General features: G+C 31.3%; 4 protein-coding genes. All 4 read right to left on the bottom strand.

Annotation, left to right across the window (positions count from 1 at the left end):
- Positions 1–324 precede the first annotated feature (324 nt).
- Positions 325–615, bottom strand: coding sequence for a type II toxin-antitoxin system YafQ family toxin (locus GTU69_RS16485; protein ID WP_166172127.1), 291 nt, complete (start codon positions 613–615; stop codon positions 325–327).
- Positions 602–862 carry a type II toxin-antitoxin system RelB/DinJ family antitoxin gene (locus GTU69_RS16490; protein WP_166172129.1) on the bottom strand — a complete coding sequence of 87 codons (261 nt, stop codon included), beginning with the start codon at positions 860–862 and terminating at the stop codon, positions 602–604. The genes GTU69_RS16485 and GTU69_RS16490 overlap by 14 nt, the downstream gene beginning before the upstream one ends.
- A gap of 81 nt (positions 863–943) precedes the next feature.
- On the bottom strand, positions 944–1855 hold the full coding sequence (locus GTU69_RS16495) for a DMT family transporter (RefSeq protein WP_166172131.1): 912 nt from the start codon (positions 1853–1855) through the stop codon (positions 944–946).
- A 214-nt stretch (positions 1856–2069) separates the two neighbouring features.
- Positions 2070–2288, bottom strand: coding sequence for a DUF6500 family protein (locus GTU69_RS16500; protein ID WP_166172133.1), 219 nt, complete (start codon positions 2286–2288; stop codon positions 2070–2072).
- Positions 2289–2319: the final 31 nt, after the last annotated feature.

The following is a 2319-nucleotide window of genomic DNA, read 5'->3' on the forward strand; positions in this document are numbered from 1 at the left end:
GGTACAGGTTTCGCCTTTGCGATTTGTGTAGCTATTGTGACTGGGGGAGTAGCATTACTAGCATTTTCTGATCAAATTACAAAATGGGTAGCTGAAAGGTATGGTTGCCCATCTTGTAACCATAAAAATTGGGATTTAGTAAAGTAAAGACCAAACTAAATTTTTCAGTATTTATTTTTAAACTTAGTAACTGCTTTAAGGGGTTATTAAGTTTAAGATTTTCTAAAATTAACATAATACACCTTATACGAAATTAAAAATGGGAGCTTTAAGCTCCCATTTTTGAAGATAATTTTTTAAATTCTGTCGTTGAAACTAGGTCGTTCAAATTGCCAGTTCACTATGACTACCTAATCGAACTAACTTCAAAATGAGCAGTTCACCTTCTTCTGTTTTCTTATAAATTAAAACAAGATCTGGTTTGATATGGCAATCACGATGACCTACCCAATTACTGACCAAAGCATGGTCACAATACTTTTCAGGCAAAGGTTCATCGGCTTGTAATAACTCTAAAACAGTTTGTAGTTCAGCATCGACTGTATTTCGATGCTGACCTTTTTTCTCTCGTTTATAGTCTTTCTTGAATGCTGATGTGTACTTAATCGTCCGCATTTAGATCAGCCATCAAGTCTTTTACAGAAGTGAAGCCCTTTGCTTTGCTTAGATCTTCTTCCATTGCTGCAATGGTTTCAGCATTGGGTTGCCAAATGTCAAAAGGCAAAGCCTTTTCTTTAGCTACTTTGGTCAATAACAAACGGACTGCATCTGAGACGGTTAAGCCCATTGTTGCTAGAACTTCCGTTGCTTCATGCTTAATGTTTTCATTGATGCGAGTAGTCACTAGTGCATTTGAAGCCATGTTAAGCTCCTATGATTAACATTGTTAATCACACTATATTCCTAGATGACGAAAAGTTCAATTCGTATAATCGCTATTATGTTAAATGGTAGGAGTATTTTTAAAATATTGCTGTAATTTCTTTATCTCAACTGAGTGTAAAGAGATTCCTATACAAATTAGAAAAGTTCCTAAAAGAGTAGTTGAATGTAATGGTTCATTTAGAATGAAGTGACCAAATAACAGGCCCAGCAATGGAACACTCATGATTGACATGCTTGCAACAGAAGCATCTATTTTACTTAGTATCCAATTCCAACAAACGAACGCTAAAGCCGTACCTAATACAGAACTATAAAATAAATAAAAGATATTCTTTGGAGTGTTCCATTGTATGCCAGCAGCTTTTTCTACAAATATTGAGATAACTAATAGAATTAGACCACCCACAAACATTTGCCAGAAAGTTAACTTTATTTTTTCATAATCAGAAAATATTTTTTTTATATAAATTATAGAAATAGCCCAAAATGTAGCAGATATGATCATTAGTAGATTGCCTACTAGACTTAGATCCCAATGTAGCGTTTTAACTTCAGGCCAAATGATTGAAAGAAGCCCTATAGCTCCTATAAATAACCCTACTATTTTTTGAGAAGTTAATTTTTCTTCTAAAAAGTAATGACCTAAAAATCCTATGATAATAGGCATTGTATAAACAAGAATTGATGCTATGCCAGAACTTACGTACTGCATACCTACTGTTGATATTCCATAATAACCAACACACATCATAATACTTAATATAACTAAATGAATCCATTCACTATTTTTTGGTAAAATTGATTTTTTAAGAACGATTAGAACCAATAAAAGTACAATTGAACCAAAAATTAATCTTAAAGCAGAAAATAACAAAGGAGGAAACGTCTGTAGGCCTAACTTAATAACTACCCAAAGGTATCCCCAAATAAAGCATATGCTTATAAGTGAAAAAATTACTTTAAAATCCATAAGAACAAACTTTTTTTATTAGAATTGTTTAGATTACTTATTTTTCAATATTAAAAAAAATATTATTTTCTATTTTTGAATTTTTCTAAAATTAATATAATACACCTTATACGAAGCTAAAAAAGCGAGCTTATAGTCCCAATTTTTACTATATTTTTTAGATTCTTAAGAGTGTTGGGCTGTTCATTTTAGCCCTAAAGCATTTACTACACGGTTAAGACTCACTTAAAACAAGTGCTTTAATTTTTACGGCTTTTTCAAAATGATCTAATTTATGTTGCATGATCCACCAATTAGCTGCTTCCATTAAAAGTTCAGGATTATCATTTTTATTCTTGAAAAAGGCATAGAAAGATAAACCAACATTATCTCCTTTTTTCTCAATTTTCTCATTACATCCATGAATAAATATTTCTCTTAACTCTTTTCTCATATTCTTAACTTTCTTTAAAATTAACATAATA

The sequence above is a fragment of the Acinetobacter sp. SA01 genome, from assembly GCF_011319235.1.
In the GTDB taxonomy this organism is placed as follows: Bacteria; Pseudomonadota; Gammaproteobacteria; order Pseudomonadales; family Moraxellaceae; genus Acinetobacter.